Below are 17,039 nucleotides of genomic sequence, written 5' to 3' on the forward strand. Positions count from 1 at the left end.
CTGTCGTTTAAATATTGGTACCACGTAATTCGATGATCGGTGCGCCTTTGCCATTGATATAATCGCCGGTGATGGTAACACGACCGATGTTATCGTCGCGCGGAATCTCATACATAATATCCATCATGAATTTCTCGATGATCGCACGGAGTGCGCGGGCACCTGTCTTTTTCTCCATCGCTTTTTCTGCGATTGCTTCATAGGCACTGTCATCGAATTCCAGATCTACCTCATCCAATGCAAGCAGTTTCTTGTACTGTTTGAGAATTGCATTTTTTGGCTCCTTCAAGATCTTGATGTACATGTCCTTGTCCAGCGAATCCAGAGTGAAAAGCACTGGGAGACGACCAAGGAACTCTGGAATCATACCGAATTCACGCAGATCTTCCGTTGTTACTTCCTTGATCAGGTTATCGTTCTTGTCATATTTATCCTTCAGGTCTGCGGCAAAGCCCATAGAAGACTGTTTGTTCAGACGCTGCTTGATGATGTCCTCGATATCCGGGAATGCACCACCGCAGATAAATAAGATATTCCGTGTATTCATCGTTGTCATCGGCGTCATGGCATTCTTGCTACCGGAACCGACAGGTACCTCAACCTCGGCACCTTCTAAGATCTTCAGAAGTCCCTGCTGTACAGACTCTCCACTGACATCACGGCTGCGCGTCTCTTTCTTCTTCGCAATCTTATCGATCTCATCGATAAAGACGATTCCACGCTCAGCTTTTTCAACATCATTGTCCGCAACGGCAAGAAGTTTGGAGAGAATGCTTTCTACATCATCGCCAATATAACCAGCCTCAGTCAGCGTGGTCGCATCGGTGATTGCGAGTGGCACCTGCAGAATCTTGGCAATCGTCTGAACCAGATAGGTTTTACCACAGCCGGTAGGCCCGAGCATGAGCATGTTGGATTTTTCAATCTCAATGTCATCCATTGTGTCTGTGATCACACGCTTGTAATGGTTGTAGACGGCAACGGACATGGCACGCTTTGCGTATTCCTGTCCGACGACATATTCGTCAAGCATTGCCTTGATCTTATGTGGGGCTGGAACATCTGCCATTGTGAGTGGTTTTTGTTCCTTTTCTTCCTTCTGTTTTTTCTTCTTTTTGACCTTCTGGGAAGTCGGGATATCATCAAATGGCATGAACTGCGACATGTTGATATTCGGCATCTTGGAGAGGTCTAAAAACTGCATCGCTCCGTTGTTGAAGGAGTCGAAACTTTTCTGCATACAGTCGTTGCAGATATACATATTTCCCGGCATCCGGATAAATGGACCGGCCTCGGATTCCGGTCTGCGACAGAGATAGCAATACTTTTCGTACTCATCATCGTCGTTGTTATTCTGATTATTTCCGTTGTTGTCTGGCATAATTTCCTCCTTATGTATGCGCATAAAAATGCACCTTTATTATAGCACGGAAATATACATATGACTATGGAATATTTATGCAGACAGCGATATAATGAAGAAATGAAAGTGAATACAGAAATACAATAAGGAAACGAAAAAATCAAATATAGCTATATGGTCTGGAGGAATGAAATATGAAGAAACGAATTACTGAATATCTGGCATATATTGATGCGCTGTTAGAAAAAGAGGATGTCGACTGGGAACATGAGAAGGAAAAGCATCTTGTACAGATCGCGTTTTTTGCACATGAGCGGCAGGTACACCTTATTGTCATGGCACTGTTTGCATTGGCAACTGTGATTTCAATCTTGTATTTGAATTTTAGCGGCTCACTGATCATCGTTGCGCTTGTGTTTGCGCTTTTGGTGCTGCTGATTCCTTATGTGATGCATTATTACCTATTAGAAAACAGTGTACAGAAAATGTACGAACAATATGACCGGATGATGAATAAGATCGAGCCATCCTTTCAGGTGAAACCGGACGATAAAAAATAAAACAAGGTTCCGTTTGCGGTATGAAAACTATACCACAGGCGGAACCTTTTTCTTTGTTATTATCGCTTACTCTGATTTCCATCTACGGCATCTTCCACGCCGTCCACAGCATCCTTGACACCATTTCCGACACCTTCGGCAGCATCCTTGACGCCTTCACCAACGCCTTCTGCTGCGTCCTTGACACCTTCGCCGACACCGTCCGCGGCATCTTTGATTCCATTTCCAACGCCATTGGAATTTGTTGCATTTCCGCCAGTTGCGTTGTTATTTTCGGTTGTCATCTGTGTCTGTTCCGAAGTGGTTGCATTATCCTTGCTCGTCTCATCCATACCACATCCACACATACAGATAGAAAGCATCATAGCAGTTGCTGCAATGGCAGCGGTTGTTTTAAATTTCTTCATAATAAAACACTCCTTATCTAGTTTTCATTCTATAAAAATAGTATGAACCTAAATAAGGAGATTATTTTACCAATTTCCGGTAATTTTTGAAATTCAATCCGACGGTGTCAGACAGGTGCAGTCATCGGGATCGGTACAGCTTTCGCAGTTTCGCTTCTGGTCAAGCGGATTGCAAAGCTCCAATGGCTTGATGTTCCGGTCTAAGAGGCTTCCGCTTACAAAACTCATGCAGACAGACTCCTCCGGACTTGCCAGTGTGCCCTTGGATACGATCGCTTTTCCGTTGTGAGGGATCCGGTATTGGTTGTAGTAGATGGATTTCACGATCAGGGTAAGTCCTACCGTCATTTCCGCATTTGCAATATCGAAGTTTAATACTTTGGACATTGCCATCAGATTCAGTCCCTGCGAAACCGTTCCGTTCGTGGAGAGGAATCCGATAAAGTTCAGGTTTGGTGTTGCTACAGTCGTATCCGTGTAGGTGACTCCATATGGTGCGAACAACTGCATCGTTACGGAAGTTGGATTGGTATCTTCATCGTATTCCGGATCGGTTGTTGCGGAAGGGAGATAGACAACACCTGTGACAGGGAGGGTTGCAAGCAGCCGTTTGCAACAGTCATAGACATAGATGACAAAATCCACAGTCAGGTTTGTGAGTGTCAGCTCGTAGCAGTTTGGACGTCCGGCAATCGGCTTGATTGTTACGGAAGGTGCTGCCCCTGTTGCAAAGGTGATGTTTGTAACCTCTGCCCGGATATATGCTGCTGTTGGATAATCTGCAAGCAGGGTTGCAAGCGGAATTGTCCGGCATACATTGATGCCAATCTCGTCGTAGATAACAGGAACAAGTACCGTGAGCAGCTTTGGGTCACCACATTGAGGTGTGACACATACATCGGTACAGTTATCTGTTAAGCTGCATGTGCAGGAATCGGTGTTGTTAGCAACTGCATTACTTAAGACTTTCTTGTTACAGCCACAGCATTTAGACATGTTCGTTTCCTTTCAAATATGCTTACAATAATATATTCAGAATATGCATTTTTGTTCGATTCCGGCAATATATTTGTAAAAGAAAGAATTGGGAGGAAAACGTGGAAGCGGTTTATAGATGGAAAGGAGATAAACGGATTTTACTTTATGAGGAGGGAAATCAGATCTTAGCACAGGTGATTGGGACGGGCAGGACAGTGCAATGGGGCAGTTTATGCCGGGATTATCATTCCTGTGGTGTAAGTCTGTTCTGGGAGGATGAAATCTATGTGGCATATGTCAACACAGAAAATGTTTTAATGTGGGATAAGCTTTTTGCGGAAGGACGACTGGTACTCGTGAAGGGTGACGACTGGGGGAGTATCTCTACGGTTCGGATCGCACCAGTCGCAGGAGAACGGACACAGCTTTATGTATGGTATCGCATGGCAGATCCGGGAAATGGCACGGATAGTCTGTATGTGATAAATCCACTGGGAGAGAGGAAGGTTCAGAGATTGGTATATGGTACAGAGAGGATTGAACGATATGAGATTTTACAGCACGGAGAAGTCAGTTATCTTCTATATAAATTAGCAACGGAAGCCAAACCGCGGATATATGCCGTGGATGTATCACGACTAGGAGACATAAGTCTGTCGGAATATATATTATGTAAAGAACAGACAATGCAAGAACTTGAAAAACGATGTAAAGAAAATGATAAGAATTATAATGAAGCAATTCGAAAGACGCAGGAGGATTATGAGTCACGGTTGAAATCAACAGTAAAAAATATGGAGCAGCGGTATAAACAGCAATATGACGAGCTGGCAAAACTGACACAGGGTATGCAGGAGGAAGGCCGTAAGTGGCGGGAATTATATTACAAAAGTGTTACAAAAGATTAAGAAAAAATAAAATTTACTTGACATAACTCATAGAATTTTATAATATAAAAATTGCAACCTTTTTTTCGGGAATGTCCCAAGGCTGCAAATGGTAATTTGTATTACATAAGTAATGTACCACAATATATAGAGAATGTAAAGGAAAATTTTATGGAAGACAAGAAAAAAACTTTAACTGAATATGAGAAAGAAATTTCCGAAGCACAAGAGATGGAAGAGGCAAACACACACAAACGAAAGGTACGGAGCTTTAAGCGGATGTTGATGGTAACATTTCTGGTCGTATGTGCGATCCCGATTACGTTGTGTATGTTCCTGATGGTGAAGATGAACCGGCTCGATCACCGGATAGAGAATCTGGTTGACCGGGTGGAGGAAGGAAAGAATCTGGTCAGTACAAACATCGGACTGATCGATGAATCGACGGAGACGATGACGAGTGAGCAGATGGCGTATGGAGATCTTGGAAAGGGTTCGGAAGGTGTGCACGTAGCTCTGACAGACAATGGCGATGGTTCAAACAAAACCACGGACGATGCAGAGGCGACGACGGAAGCAGCCAGTGATGTACCGGAACAGACGTACTACAATGGACAGAAAGTATACTTGACTTTCGATGATGGACCAAGTACATACACCGGAGAACTCTTGGATGTGTTGAAGGAAAACAATGTGAAGGCAACATTCTTTGTTGTTTACAATGATGATAAGGAAGCACAGCAGTATTACAAGCGGATCGTTGACGAAGGACATTCGATCGGAATGCATTCTTACAGTCATGTGTACGATCAGGTATATGCAAGTCAGGAAAGCTTCGAGGAAGACGTGACGAAGATTCACGATTACATACAGGAACAGACAGGTGTGGATACGCATCTGTACCGCTTCCCGGGTGGAAGTTCGAACCAGGTAAGTAAGGTAGATATTCAGGATCTGATCGGATATCTGCATGACGAGGGTATCGTTTATTATGACTGGAATTCCCTGTCAGGTGATGCAGTGGATGCATCTTTGACACCAAGTGAGTTAAATGATAATATACTTGGGTATGTACATGCCAATGCCGGCGATTCCGTGATTTTGATGCATGATCTGCAGAACAATCATGCAACGATCGAAGCACTTCCGGCATTGATCCAGACTTTGAAGGATGAAGGATATGAGATTTGTCCGATTGATGATTCTACAAAGCCAGTGCAGCATGTAGAATATAAGGGAGACAAATAATTGAACTACTTAGAAGCACAAAATTACATTGAAGAAAAAAGCAGGCTGGGCATTGTACCTGGCCTGACACAGGTAAAGGAGCTCTTACGGAGACTCGGCAATCCACAGGATGCGTGCAGGACACTGCACATCGCCGGGACAAACGGGAAGGGCTCTATTTTTGCGTTTGTACAGGAAAGCCTGCTTGCTGCAGGGTATCATGTGGGACGATATATTTCCCCGACAATTCTGACGTATCTGGAACGGTACCAGCTTGACAGACGCTATATGACAGAGGATGAATTTGCGGTGTTGCTCACAGAGGTTGCAGCGGTGATCGAGACAATGGAGACGGATGGGTTTGCCAGTCCCACTGTATTCGAGATTGAGACGGCGGTTGCGCTTCTGTATTTTGCGAGAAACCACGCTGACTATGTATTGCTCGAATGTGGCATGGGTGGAAGCCAAGATGCGACGAATGTGCTTGCAAAACCGGAAATCTGCGTGTTCGCACAGATCAGCATGGATCATATGCAGTTCTTAGGCGATACTCTGACGAAGATTGCAACAGAGAAAGCAGGTATCATCAAGCCGTATACAACTGTGATCTCCGCACCGCAGGTGCCAGAAGTATCGAAAGTATTACGGGAGATATGCGAAGTACAACATGCTTCTTATATAGAAGTGAATCCATCAGACTGGGAAGTTGTGCAGATGAATCTGGATGGCACTGAGGTGGTGGATTGTGGAACGAATCCAGATGAATCCAATATGGATGCGGATATGGATCAACGGCAACAACCATATCATATCCCGCTTTTAGGAGAGCATCAGATTGCGAATGCACAGACAGCAATCACGGTGCTGCGTACACTATATATAGAAGAAACAGCCATTCATAAGGGAATCGCACAGACGGTATGGCTGGGGCGTATGACGAAGGTGGCGGAGCATCCGTATATCTATGTGGATGGTGCGCACAATGTAGCAGCGTGGGAATATTTGCGTACATCGGTGGAAAAATATTTTACAAACCGCAGGGTAATCTATATAATAGGAGTACTGAAAGATAAGGAATACGAGAAGATGGTGGAGATTCTGGCACCGACGATGGCAGCGGCAGTTGTGATCACACCAGATACACCGCGCGGCCTGCCGAAAGAGATTCTGGCACCGTTGATACAGGCGCAGGGCGTACCGGTCCAGCTTGCGGATACGAGCGCGGAAGCACTGCAAAAGGCAAGAGAACAGGCGGGAGAAACGGGTGTCATTCTCGTGAGTGGTTCGTTATCTTTTCTGGCAGAGTATCTGCAATTAGAAAGCGGAGATGAAAACAATGGAGCGAGTAGATAAAATTCTCGCGCATCCGGAATTTCAGGTGTATATGCGTCGGATCAGGGAGCAGGAACGCACGCGTGTGTTCTGCCTGCATGGAATCGAGCATAGTCTGGATGTGGCAAGAATCGGATATATAAAGAATCTGGAACAGGGACTTTCCTTCCGGCAGGATGTGATCTATGCAATGGCATTGCTGCACGATATCGGAAGATGTGAGGAGTATGCTTCCGGGAAATCCCATCATGAGGCGGGAGCCGAGCTGGCACGACCTATCCTTCTGGCATGTGGATATACAGAGCATGAATGTGCTGAAATCTGTGATGCAATCGGCAGACATAAGGCACCGAGTGAGCAGGCAAGATCGCTTGCAACATTGCTGTATGATGCGGATAAGCAGTCTAGAAACTGTTTTGACTGCCCCGTGCAGGAACAGTGTTACTGGTCAGAGGAAAAGAAGAACCATACAATTCGATATTAAGTTTCATATACAAGAAGAATGCAGTCGGGAAAAAAACGGCTGCTTTTTTGTTTATGACGGGTGTAAAGAAATTGACAAAAAACAAAACTTGATAAAAACAACTACAAATTGATTTGTACAAAGGAAACACAAGCAAAAATAAAATACAACTTGATAAAGCTGTGCAACAACATAAAAATAATAAGAAAACCTCTCTATTTTTCTAAAAATAAAAAATGAACTCCCCAAAACTTTAAATAAATTAGGAAATCCCTTATCTGTGTTGACAAAATAACGTTACAGGCACATAATACAGCCAAGTCAAAGGTAGGGACTTAAGAAAATTAAGAAAAATGTGAGAAGAAAGAGAGGATGATGTTTATGAAGAAAAGAAAATTAATCAGCATGGTGCTTGCAGCAACATTGGCATTGACATCTCTTACCGGTTGTGGAAAGAAGGATTCATCCAGTGATGACAGTGTATTAAGAGTCGGAATGGAATGTGCATATGCTCCATTCAACTGGTCACAGGAAACGGATGAGCTTGCAAATGGTGAAAAGGCAGTTCCAATCTACGGAACAAACATGTATGCATATGGATATGACGTAATTGTAGCAGAGAAGCTTGCAAAGCAGATGGGTAAGACATTGGAAATCCACAAGGTAGAATGGGATTCCATCGGAATGTCACTCGATGCTGGCGATTACGATGTGATCATCGCAGGTATGGGTCGTACGAAGGAACGTGAGGCATCTTATTCATTTACAGATCCTTACTATTATAGAACAAACTGCTTAGTTGTTAAGAAAGGTTCTGGATTGGAAGGAATCAAGGGCTTATCTGAATTGGCAGGAAAGAATGTAACACTTACGACACAGCTTGGTACCGGATGGGTAAACCTGCTTGATCAGGTACCGGATGCAACACTTGGTGCAAATTATGAGACAACGGCTGAATGCTTTATGGCGATCTCAAATGGAACGGCTGATGTGTGTGTCATTGATGCACCGACAGCAGAATCTGCAGCGATGACAAACGATGATCTGGCAATTATCTATCTGGATGACAATGACAAGTTCGTGGGCGATGAGGAAATGACAAATGTATGTATCGCAACAAGAAAAGATGATACCGCCCGTCGGGATGAGATTCAGAAGGCGATGGATGCCATCGGATGGAATGACAAGGCTGAGATGGATAAGACAATGGAAGAGGCAGTCAGCTTACAGCCAGCAGCTAATTAGATTATGATCCCCCCCGCAGCCTTTCATGATTTCAGGCTGCGGAGGAATTATAAAAAACGTGTAGGACAGGAGGAAATCATATGGGTGCTATTCTAAGTATATCATCCCCGAACAATATCTTTGAATGGATGGCATTTCTTGCCGAAAAGTATTCGAGCATGTTCTTGCAGGGAACATGGATTACCCTGTATGTATCTGTGATCGGTACGATCGTAGGTTTCATACTTGGTTATATCGTAGGTATTGTCGGAGATATCAAAATTCACAAAGAAGATAATCCGATCAAAAAGGGAATTATCAAATTCTTCAAATTTATCTGTTTCTTATATGTAGAGTTGTTCCGAGGAACACCAATGATCGTACAGGCGATGATCGTATACTTCGGTCTCCGTCAGGGCGGTGTGAACATCAACCCGATCATTGCAGGTATTCTCGTAACTGTATTAAATACAGGTGCGTATATGTCAGAAACCGTACGTGCAGGTATCAAATCCATTGATGCCGGACAGCGTGAAGGTGCTCTGGCAATGGGAATGTCGCCGATGCAGGCAATGTTCTATGTAATCCTTCCACAGGCATTCAAGAACATTATCCCAGAGATGGCGAACACATTCCTGACGAACCTGAAGATGACATCTGTGTTGAATGTAATCGGTATTCAGGAGTTGTTCATGCAGGCAAAAACGGTCGGTGGTACATATTACAAGTATTTTGAATCGTATCTTGTAATCGCACTAATCTATCTGGTGCTTTGTGTGGCATTTAACCGGTTGTTCTTATTTATCGAGAAAAAGATGGCAGGCAAAAAAGATTATGTGCTTGCTGTGGAATATATGGAAGACAAACAGTAGGAGGGTGAGCTTATGAGTAAAAACAATGAAGAAAGTATTATTGAAGTAAAAGACTTAAGCAAATCCTTCGGTGATCATGAGGTTTTGCGGAAGATTGATTTTGAAGTGAAGAAGGGCGAGGTGATCTGTATCCTTGGTTCGTCCGGTTCCGGTAAGTCAACCTTGCTCCGGTGCGTGAACAAGCTGGAGACACAGACGAGTGGACAGGTGTTGTACCATGGTAAGGAGATCCGGAATGTCCAGAAGGAGATTAATGAGTTTCGTTCCAGAGTTGGCATGGTGTTCCAGTCCTTCAACTTATTTAACAATATGACGGTGCTGGAAAACTGTATGGAGGGCACCAGAAAGGTCCTGCATGTATCCAAGGAAGAGGCGTTCGATCGTGCAATCAAGCATTTGAAAGAGGTTGGCATGGCACCATACATTAACGCCAGACCGGAGCAGTTATCCGGTGGACAGAAGCAGCGTGTGGCAATCGCCAGAGGGCTCTGTATGAATCCGGAGGTGCTGCTGTTCGATGAGCCAACATCCGCGCTCGATCCGGAGATGGTCGGTGAAGTATTAAATGTAATGAAGGAGCTTGCAAGCTCCGGACTCACGATGTTGATCGTGACACATGAGATGGATTTCGCCAAGAATGTATCGTCCCGTGTGTTGTTCATGGATAAGGGCTATGTTGTGGAGGATGCACCACCAGAGGAGTTCTTCACGAATCCAAAGAACGATCGAAGCAGAGAGTTCTTAAGCAGATTCATCGCATAGCAACCTTGCTTGAAAATGGTTTCAAAAAGTGTAGATAGATTGTGAGGGAAAAATATGGAAAATTATGTTGTTACTTTTGCAAGAGGCTTTGGTACCGGCGGAAAGGAAATCGCATCGAAGCTTGCGAAGGAGCTTGGCATCCATTGCTACGAAAACCGAATCCTGACACTGGCATCCCAGATGAGCGGACTCGATGAGAAGTTATTTCAGGAGGTCAACGAGAAGGTTCGTTCGAATGGCGGCTTCTCCAGCTTCTTAAAAGGCTTGCCACGGGCGAAAAGCTATATCAGCCGGAATGAGAAGTTCGTGTCCGATGATAAGCTGTTTGAGTATCAGAAGCAGATCATTGAGAACTTAGCGGATACCGAATCGTGTGTCATCGTTGGAAAATGTGCCGATTACATCCTGCGGGGCAGACCGAATATTGTAAGCATCTACATAGAGGCACCACGTGATTTCTGTGTGAAGCGGACGATGGAGCATATGGGCGTGACCGAGGATGTTGCGACGGCGACGATCGTGCATACGGATAAGTTCCGTGCCGATTATTACAAGTATTATACACATGGAAATTACTGGACGAACCCGGTCAACTACGATCTGACGATCAACAGTGAGAAGGTCGGAATCGAGGACAGTGTGAAGCTGATCAAGGATTACATGAAGATTAAAGGCATTATAAAGTAACGAAAACATTTTATATATTTAGGAGGCGTTTATTATGAAATTAAAGGATCTTGGATTAACAAAGCAGGACATCAAGGATAAGGTAAGCAAGTACATGATCGATACATACGAGCGTTTTGATTTCTTGGCAGAGACAGCCGAGGGCATGTACATGTACGATGAAAATGGAACTCCGTATCTGGATTTCTATGCAGGTATCGCGGTAAATAATGCCGGAAGCAGAAACCCGAAGGTTGTTGCAGCCGTCAAAGATCAGGTCGATGATATCATGCATACATTCAACTATCCGTACACGATTCCGCAGGCATTGCTGGCTGAGAAGGTGTGTACAACCATCGGTATGGATAAGATCTTCTATCAGAACTCCGGTACAGAGGCAAACGAAGCCATGATCAAGATGGCAAGAAAATATGGTATTGAGCATTACGGACCAAACCGTTATCATATCGTAACTGCAAAGATGGGCTTCCATGGTAGAACATTTGGTGCGATGTCCGCAACTGGTCAGCCGGGCAATGGCTGTCAGGTTGGCTTCGGACCGATGACATATGGTTTTTCTTATGCGCCATACAATGATCTGCAGGCATTTAAGGATGCTTGTACCGAGAATACGATCGCGATCATGATCGAGCCAATCCAGGGTGAAGGCGGTGTCCATCCTGCAACCTACGAGTTTATGACAGGACTTCGTAAGTTCTGCGATGAGAATAATATGCTGCTCCTGATTGATGAGGTACAGACCGGATGGTGCAGAACCGGTCAGCCGATGTGCTACATGAACTATGGTATCAAGCCGGATATCGTCTCTATGGCGAAGGGACTTGGTGGCGGTATGCCAATCGGTGCCATCTGTGCAACCGCGGAAGTTGCAACCGCATTTACACCGGGTTCCCATGGTACAACATTCGGTGGACATCCGGTCAGCTGTGCAGCCGCTTATGCGGAAGTAAACGAGCTTCTTGACCGCGATCTTGCAGGCAATGCAAAAGAAGTTGGTGCGTACTTCATGGATAAGCTGAAGAACCTTCCACATGTGAAAGAGGTTCGTGGTATGGGACTGATGATCGGTGTTGAGTTTGATGATACAATCGGTGCTGTTGATGTGAAGCATGGTGCATTTGACAGAAAGCTTCTGATCACAGCAATTGGTTCGCATGTCATTCGTATGGTTCCACCACTGATTGCAAGCAGAGAAGATTGTGACAAGGCATATGCAATTCTGGAAGAGACAGTGAATGCACTTTCAAAATAAAGGCAAGGTGAATTAGATTGAAGAATTTTAGCTTTTCTGTGCCGCAGGATATCATTGTTGGTGCAGGTTCTATTAAGAAATTAGGTGAATGCGCAACCAAACTTGGCGGCACACATGCCCTTATCATCTCCGGTCCCCATCTGAACAAGATGGGACTGGTGGATACATGTAAACAGTCTCTGGCAGATGTTGGGATTCCGGCGGATGCATTTACGGAGACCGAAGGAAATCCTTCGGTTGAGACGGTCGAAAAGGCAACGAATCTGTACAAGGAATGTGGCGCGGATTTCATTGTGGCATTTGGCGGTGGTTCTCCGATGGATGTGGCAAAGGCTGTTGGTGTTATCGCAAAATACGGTGGAAGCATTACAGAATACGAAGGTGGAGGCAAGGTGCCGGGACCGATTGTTCCGCAGATTGCGATTCCAACGACTGCTGGTACAGGTTCTGAGGTAACTGCATTTTCGGTTATTACCGATCACAGCCGGAACTACAAACTGACGGTATTCAGTTATGAACTGATTCCAAAGTACGCGATTTTAGACCCGGATCTGATTGCAACGGCTCCTGCTTCTGTGGCAGCAGCGTGTGGAATGGATGCATTTATCCATGCATGTGAGTCGTATATCTCGACGGATGCTTCTCCGTTTTCCGAGGCGATGTCTGAGAAGGCGATGGAACTGATCGGGCGTTCGATCCGGGCTTATGTGGCAAATCGTACGGATGTCGATGCCGCCAGTGATATGCTGGTTGGTTCCCTCTTTGCGGGTATTGCATTTTCGTGGGCGAGACTTGGCAATGTACATGCGATGAGTCATCCGGTCAGTGCGTATTTCGATGTACCACATGGCGTGGCAAATGCAATCTTGCTTCCGACGATTCTGGATTATAACAAGCTTGCGGATAAAGGTAAATATAAGAAAATCTACGAATATGTGAGTGAGACACACAGAAGCGATGAGAGCTTCACACCGGATATGCTGGTGGATGCGATCAGAGCGTTGAATAATAGTCTTTCAATTCCTGCAAATCTTACAGAAGTAGGAGTGACGGAAGACAAGATCGATGTCATGGCAGACGATGCCATGAAGAGCGGAAACATCATGGTGAACCCACGCCGCTCTACGAAGAAGGATATCGTAGCTCTTTACAAAAAGGCTATGTAATATCAAACCTGTCTACACGGGAAAAGGTTGTCGCTTGTCGGCAGCCTTTTTCTATTGAGGATATTATTTGCAAAACAACCCTTAGAGATAATGATTTGCATGGAAAAATATACTATTCGGAATCATATGCGATGTATGGAATCTAAACGATTCTAAAAATTGTTAATAAAAAAATATAGATAAACCGGTGGCAGTTTTATGATAAAAATGTTAAAATGATAATAATTATGGACAAGAATGAAAATGAGGGCTTATAAATTATGAAAAAACAGGTTATAACGATTGGAAAACGTGACTTTGAAATTGGAAAACGTCCTTATGTGATGGGAATCCTGAATGTGACACCGGATTCCTTTTCGGATGGCGGAAAGTACGGAGATCTGGATGCGGCGTTGAAGCATACAGAAGAAATGATCAAGGAAGGTGCCGATATCATTGATGTTGGCGGAGAGTCGACTCGACCGGGACATGTGAAGATTTCGGTTGCGGAAGAGATTGAACGTACCTGCTTCGTGATTGAGGCAATCAAGGAACGGTTTGAGATTCCGGTTTCGTTAGATACGTACAAATATCAGGTGGCTCAGGCGGGAATTCTGGCTGGTGCCGATCTGATCAACGATATATGGGGATTTAAATGGGACGATGAGATGGCACCGCTTTGCGCGAAATACCAGATTCCGGTCTGCCTGATGCACAACCGGAAGGAAGCGGTATACAATGATTTTATTGCGGATGTGATCGCAGACATGAAGGAGTGCGTACAGATTGCGCGCGCATCAGGACTTGCCGACGATAAGATCATCTTAGATCCGGGGATTGGATTCGCAAAGACTACGGAAGAGAACTTAAAGTTTATGAACCATCTGGAGGATCTGGTTGCACTCGGATATCCGGTACTGCTTGGAACTTCGAGAAAATCCATGATTGGAAATACACTGAATCTGCCGGTTGACGAGCGAGAGGAAGGAACAATGGCAACTTCTGTCTTAGGACTGGTGAAGGGGTGCAGCTTCTTCCGTGTACATGATGTGAAGAAAAATGTGCGTGCGCTTGCGATGACAGATGCAATGCTCAAGGCATAAGATGGCAGGCGTGTGTCATAACGCTGTCAGGGCATTTGCTATGGAATAGGAGACGGAAAAGGACAGAAAAGAAATGGATAAAATATGGATTAAAGATTTAGAGATATTTGCATATCACGGTGTCCTTGCAGAAGAAAAAAGAAATGGACAGAAATTCTATGTAACTGTATCTATGGATGTGGATCTGCATGCGGCAGGCATGACAGATGATCTGGACAAAACGGTCAATTATGCAGAAGTATGTGAACTGATCCGGCGGACGATGCAGGAGGAAAGCTATGATCTGATTGAGGCAGCAGCGGAGAATGTTGCAGATGCGATTTTGCTTGCCTATCCACAGATAAAGATGGTTCATGTGATTGTAAGCAAGCCGGGGGCTCCTATTCCGATGGACTTTGATACGGTCTGCGTGGATATTACAAGAGGCAGACATATTGCGTATCTGGGTATCGGTTCCAATCTCGGAGATAAGGAGGCATACCTTGACTATGCGGTCGATCAGCTGAACAAAGATGAGTATATTCAGGTGACAAAGGTTTCTTCCTATATAATAACAGAACCATATGGCGATGTGGAACAGGATGATTTCTTAAATGGCTGTCTGGAGATTGAGACAATCTATTCTCCACAGGATCTGCTGGCTGTTATCAACGATATTGAACAGGGTGCCGGCAGAAAGCGGCTGATCCACTGGGGTCCAAGAACTTTGGACATTGACATTTTGCTCTATGATCAGGAAATGATCATGGAAGACACGCTGAAGGTGCCGCATGTGGAGATGGCAAAGCGCGCGTTCGTGCTTGAACCACTTGCCGAAATCGCACCATATGCCTACCATCCGGGCTACCATAAGACGATCATCGAACTACTGGAAATATTACAAAACAAAAAAGATTAAACTACAATATAAGAAAAACTATATTCAAGGGAGCGGCAAATGACATGCGTATGCCATTTGCATTGTAACCGGAAGTATATAAATGAGCAGATAATTATCCGATACAATCGATGTGTAGAAATCATGCGGGACACTGGTATTTATCCTAACGCAGACCATTGGAGCACATCAGCACTTAGCGAGTAACGCATTCATTCGCAGAATGATGTGTTAGGAGCTTAGTGTCTGCTATGTGCGGAAGTGAGCGAGAGCGCGTCTGCGTATGGATAATAGCAGTGTTCTGCATGAGACATACAGGAAATGTCGGATAATTATCTGCGGATGAAATAGGGAGGTAAAAACTATGGCATACAAAATGTTTGCCGCCATCTACGTGGGAAGCAGCGAGATATCCATGAAGATCTTCCAGGTAAATGGTAGAAAAACGTTTCGTCAGATCGACAGTGTCAGCCGGATACTGGAGCTTGGGCGGGACACCTATCGCGAAGGAAAACTGAGCCGGGAGTCGATCAAAATGATTTGCGAAGAACTCGAAGGCTTAAAACATAAAATGGAAGAATACAAGATCACAGAATACCGTGCCTATGCGACGAGTGCGGTACGTGAGGCAGATAACATGGATCTGGTGCTGGATGTGATCGAGCATACCACAGGTATCCGTGTACAGGTTCTGAGTAACTCGGAACAGCGTTATATCAGCTTCAAGGGACTGGTTGCGAAGTATTCGGATTTCCATCAGGTTGTCAGCAAGAACACAGCGTTCGTTGATGTCGGTGCTGGAAGCGTGCAGATTTCCCTGTTTGATAAGAACAATCTGGTTGTCACAGAGAATATCCCGATTGGTGCGGTGCGTGTTCGTGATTATCTGGCACTCATCGGGCACAAGTCTGGAAGACTGGATGAGATCATGGCAGACTATGTAGATAATGATATTGTATCGTTCCGAAATATTTATCTGAAGGATAAAGAAATCAAGAACATTATCGCTGTTGGTGAGGTCGTAAGCTCCCTGAAGAAGATCGTGCCGGAACTTTCCATCAAGGATGTGATCACGCGGGCGCAGTTTGATGCGATGTACAAGCGTGTTATCAGTATGCCGGCGCAGGAGCTCGCGGAAAAATACGGTATTCCATACGAGCGTGCGACGCTGATGTTACCGAACATCACAATCTACCAGTCGTTCCTGAACAACTGTAAGGCAGAGGAAATGTATGTGCCGGATGTGGATTTCTGCGAGTGTATCGTGGCAAATTACATGGACGAAGGAAGCCGTGTCGTGTTCAATCACAATTTTGAGGAAGATATTCTTGCAACGGCGAATAACATTGCGAAGCGGTATCGCTGCAATCGGAATCATGTGGAGCAGACCGCATATTTTGCACTGAAGATCTTCGATGTGGTTCGTAAGCCATTTGGATTGGATAAGATGCAGCGTCTGCAGCTTCAGATTGCGGCACTTCTGCATGAATGTGGTAATTTCATCAATCTGCATGATGGAGCGAGAAATTCCTATTATATAGTAGCAAATACTGAGATCCTTGGACTTTCGCACAAAGAGCGTATGGAAGTGGCAAATGTAGTCAAGTACAACCCACTGTATCTTCCATCGAAGGATAAGATATCAGCAGAACTTGATGGCTGTGATTATATTGTGATCGCGAAGCTTGCAGCAATCTTACGAATTGCGAATATTCTCGATAAGAGCCATATGCAGAAGATCGAAGATATTTCCGTGACATTGAAAGACGGAAAGCTGATTATTCTGGCAAAGACATACGAAGATATCTCACTGGAGGCGGGACTTTTTGAAGCACGTGCAGATTTCTTTGAGCAGATCTATGGAATCAGACCGGTACTTCGGGTGAAAAGGAGTGTGTAA

General features: G+C 44.7%; 17 protein-coding genes. 14 read left to right on the top strand and 3 right to left on the bottom strand.

From position 1 onward, the window contains the following. Nucleotides 1–7: 7 nt before the first annotated feature. Nucleotides 8–1,381 carry an ATP-dependent Clp protease ATP-binding subunit ClpX gene (gene clpX / locus AAAT93_RS03690; protein WP_021985319.1) on the bottom strand — a complete coding sequence of 458 codons (1,374 nt, stop codon included), beginning with the start codon at nt 1,379–1,381 and terminating at the stop codon, nt 8–10. Between the two features lie 176 nt (nt 1,382–1,557). On the opposite strand from clpX, the gene AAAT93_RS03695 reads away from it, so the two are divergent. Beyond that, nucleotides 1,558–1,923 (top strand): hypothetical protein, encoded by a 366-nt coding sequence (locus AAAT93_RS03695; RefSeq protein WP_117780579.1) that lies wholly within the window; start codon nt 1,558–1,560, stop codon nt 1,921–1,923. Nucleotides 1,924–1,982: 59 nt separating this feature from the next. Here the strand turns inward: AAAT93_RS03695 and AAAT93_RS03700 are convergent, their stop codons facing one another. Beyond that, on the bottom strand, nt 1,983–2,330 hold the full coding sequence (locus AAAT93_RS03700) for a hypothetical protein (RefSeq protein WP_021985317.1): 348 nt from the start codon (nt 2,328–2,330) through the stop codon (nt 1,983–1,985). 93 nt (nt 2,331–2,423) lie between these two features. Next, on the bottom strand, nt 2,424–3,326 hold the full coding sequence (locus tag AAAT93_RS03705; RefSeq protein ID WP_021985316.1) for a hypothetical protein: 903 nt from the start codon (nt 3,324–3,326) through the stop codon (nt 2,424–2,426). A gap of 101 nt (nt 3,327–3,427) precedes the next feature. Between AAAT93_RS03705 and AAAT93_RS03710 the strand changes: the two genes are divergently transcribed. The 13 genes from AAAT93_RS03710 to AAAT93_RS03770 all read left to right on the top strand — a co-directional run bounded on the left by AAAT93_RS03710 (nt 3,428) and on the right by AAAT93_RS03770 (nt 17,039). Continuing rightward, on the top strand, nt 3,428–4,216 hold the full coding sequence (locus AAAT93_RS03710) for a hypothetical protein (RefSeq protein ID WP_021985315.1): 789 nt from the start codon (nt 3,428–3,430) through the stop codon (nt 4,214–4,216). Nucleotides 4,217–4,366: 150 nt separating this feature from the next. Beyond that, entirely contained in the window at nt 4,367–5,443 is a 1,077-nt protein-coding gene (locus tag AAAT93_RS03715; protein WP_021985314.1) for a polysaccharide deacetylase family protein, read from the top strand. After that, nucleotides 5,444–6,775, top strand: coding sequence for a bifunctional folylpolyglutamate synthase/dihydrofolate synthase (locus AAAT93_RS03720; protein ID WP_227572977.1), 1,332 nt, complete (start codon nt 5,444–5,446; stop codon nt 6,773–6,775). After that, nucleotides 6,759–7,238 carry an HD domain-containing protein gene (locus AAAT93_RS03725; protein ID WP_021985312.1) on the top strand — a complete coding sequence of 160 codons (480 nt, stop codon included), beginning with the start codon at nt 6,759–6,761 and terminating at the stop codon, nt 7,236–7,238. Before AAAT93_RS03720 ends, AAAT93_RS03725 begins: the two co-directional genes overlap by 17 nt. A 360-nt stretch (nt 7,239–7,598) precedes the next feature. Then, nucleotides 7,599–8,462, top strand: a complete 864-nt coding sequence (locus AAAT93_RS03730) for a transporter substrate-binding domain-containing protein (RefSeq protein WP_021985311.1) — start codon at nt 7,599–7,601, stop codon at nt 8,460–8,462. Between the two features lie 80 nt (nt 8,463–8,542). Continuing rightward, nucleotides 8,543–9,313, top strand: a complete 771-nt coding sequence (locus AAAT93_RS03735) for an amino acid ABC transporter permease (protein ID WP_021985310.1) — start codon at nt 8,543–8,545, stop codon at nt 9,311–9,313. A 12-nt stretch (nt 9,314–9,325) separates the two neighbouring features. Continuing rightward, nucleotides 9,326–10,075, top strand: a complete 750-nt coding sequence (locus AAAT93_RS03740; protein ID WP_255669602.1) for an amino acid ABC transporter ATP-binding protein — start codon at nt 9,326–9,328, stop codon at nt 10,073–10,075. A 54-nt stretch (nt 10,076–10,129) separates the two neighbouring features. Further along, nucleotides 10,130–10,762 (top strand): cytidylate kinase-like family protein, encoded by a 633-nt coding sequence (locus tag AAAT93_RS03745; protein WP_021985308.1) that lies wholly within the window; start codon nt 10,130–10,132, stop codon nt 10,760–10,762. Nucleotides 10,763–10,796: 34 nt separating this feature from the next. After that, complete coding sequence (locus tag AAAT93_RS03750) at nt 10,797–12,014, top strand: aspartate aminotransferase family protein (RefSeq protein WP_118374087.1); 1,218 nt, start codon at nt 10,797–10,799, stop codon at nt 12,012–12,014. Nucleotides 12,015–12,031: 17 nt separating this feature from the next. After that, nucleotides 12,032–13,180 (top strand): iron-containing alcohol dehydrogenase, encoded by a 1,149-nt coding sequence (locus AAAT93_RS03755; protein WP_227572978.1) that lies wholly within the window; start codon nt 12,032–12,034, stop codon nt 13,178–13,180. A 275-nt stretch (nt 13,181–13,455) separates the two neighbouring features. Continuing rightward, a complete protein-coding gene (gene folP, locus AAAT93_RS03760) occupies nt 13,456–14,262 on the top strand; it encodes a dihydropteroate synthase (protein ID WP_117780597.1) in 807 nt (268 codons plus the stop codon). A gap of 73 nt (nt 14,263–14,335) precedes the next feature. Then, nucleotides 14,336–15,160, top strand: a complete 825-nt coding sequence (folK, locus tag AAAT93_RS03765; protein ID WP_021985304.1) for a 2-amino-4-hydroxy-6-hydroxymethyldihydropteridine diphosphokinase — start codon at nt 14,336–14,338, stop codon at nt 15,158–15,160. A 343-nt stretch (nt 15,161–15,503) separates the two neighbouring features. After that, nucleotides 15,504–17,039 carry an exopolyphosphatase gene (locus tag AAAT93_RS03770; protein WP_021985303.1) on the top strand — a complete coding sequence of 512 codons (1,536 nt, stop codon included), beginning with the start codon at nt 15,504–15,506 and terminating at the stop codon, nt 17,037–17,039.

Origin of the sequence: Coprococcus hominis (ex Arizal et al. 2022), from assembly GCF_040094675.1 — a bacterium.
Taxonomy (GTDB): Bacteria; Bacillota; Clostridia; order Lachnospirales; family Lachnospiraceae; genus Coprococcus_C; species Coprococcus_C hominis.

What these genes read in the sequence shown, in the direction of transcription:
- AAAT93_RS03745 (WP_021985308.1), top strand. Translation starts at nt 10,130, where the DNA reads ATGGAAAATTATGTTGTTACTTTTGCAAGAGGCTTTGGTACCGGCGGA.
- clpX (WP_021985319.1), bottom strand. Translation starts at nt 1,381, where the DNA reads ATGCCAGACAACAACGGAAATAATCAGAATAACAACGACGATGATGAG.
- AAAT93_RS03715 (WP_021985314.1), top strand. Translation starts at nt 4,367, where the DNA reads ATGGAAGACAAGAAAAAAACTTTAACTGAATATGAGAAAGAAATTTCC.
- AAAT93_RS03770 (WP_021985303.1), top strand. Translation starts at nt 15,504, where the DNA reads ATGGCATACAAAATGTTTGCCGCCATCTACGTGGGAAGCAGCGAGATA.
- AAAT93_RS03730 (WP_021985311.1), top strand. Translation starts at nt 7,599, where the DNA reads ATGAAGAAAAGAAAATTAATCAGCATGGTGCTTGCAGCAACATTGGCA.
- AAAT93_RS03695 (WP_117780579.1), top strand. Translation starts at nt 1,558, where the DNA reads ATGAAGAAACGAATTACTGAATATCTGGCATATATTGATGCGCTGTTA.
- AAAT93_RS03700 (WP_021985317.1), bottom strand. Translation starts at nt 2,330, where the DNA reads ATGAAGAAATTTAAAACAACCGCTGCCATTGCAGCAACTGCTATGATG.
- AAAT93_RS03750 (WP_118374087.1), top strand. Translation starts at nt 10,797, where the DNA reads ATGAAATTAAAGGATCTTGGATTAACAAAGCAGGACATCAAGGATAAG.
- AAAT93_RS03725 (WP_021985312.1), top strand. Translation starts at nt 6,759, where the DNA reads ATGGAGCGAGTAGATAAAATTCTCGCGCATCCGGAATTTCAGGTGTAT.
- AAAT93_RS03705 (WP_021985316.1), bottom strand. Translation starts at nt 3,326, where the DNA reads ATGTCTAAATGCTGTGGCTGTAACAAGAAAGTCTTAAGTAATGCAGTT.
- AAAT93_RS03735 (WP_021985310.1), top strand. Translation starts at nt 8,543, where the DNA reads ATGGGTGCTATTCTAAGTATATCATCCCCGAACAATATCTTTGAATGG.
- folK (WP_021985304.1), top strand. Translation starts at nt 14,336, where the DNA reads ATGGATAAAATATGGATTAAAGATTTAGAGATATTTGCATATCACGGT.
- AAAT93_RS03740 (WP_255669602.1), top strand. Translation starts at nt 9,326, where the DNA reads ATGAGTAAAAACAATGAAGAAAGTATTATTGAAGTAAAAGACTTAAGC.